The organism is Cedecea sp. B1(4) (assembly GCF_059414925.1).
Genome location: NZ_JCAHMZ010000307.1, coordinates 1 through 309, shown reverse-complemented (window position 1 = coordinate 309; position 309 = coordinate 1). Strand labels below are relative to the sequence as shown.

Here is a 309-nt window from a genome sequence, read left to right as displayed (position 1 = left end):
CCCCAGGCCGGGCAACGCCGTCACGCCGCGCGGCCGCAGAACGGGCACGCGAAACGTCCAGCGCCCCTGGCCCGGGCCTTCCAAATCAGACCCGGCGAACGGCCATCGAGCCGTTGGTGCCGCCGAAGCCGAACGAGTTGGACAGGCCGACGTCGATCTTCATCTGCCGCGCCTCGTTGGCGCAGTAGTCCAGGTCGCATTCCGGATCCTGGTTGAAGATATTGATGGTCGGAGGCGAAACCTGGTTGTAGACCGCCAGGGTCGTGAACACCGCCTCGATGCCGCCGGCCGCGCCCAGCAGGTGGCCGG

1 pseudogene is annotated in these 309 nt (G+C 68.3%); it reads right to left on the bottom strand.

The annotated features are described in order from the left end of the window. Window positions 1-85 precede the first annotated feature (85 nt). Window positions 86-309, bottom strand: a pseudogene (locus ACR6JA_RS23070) (beta-ketoacyl-ACP synthase II); the annotation flags it as partial.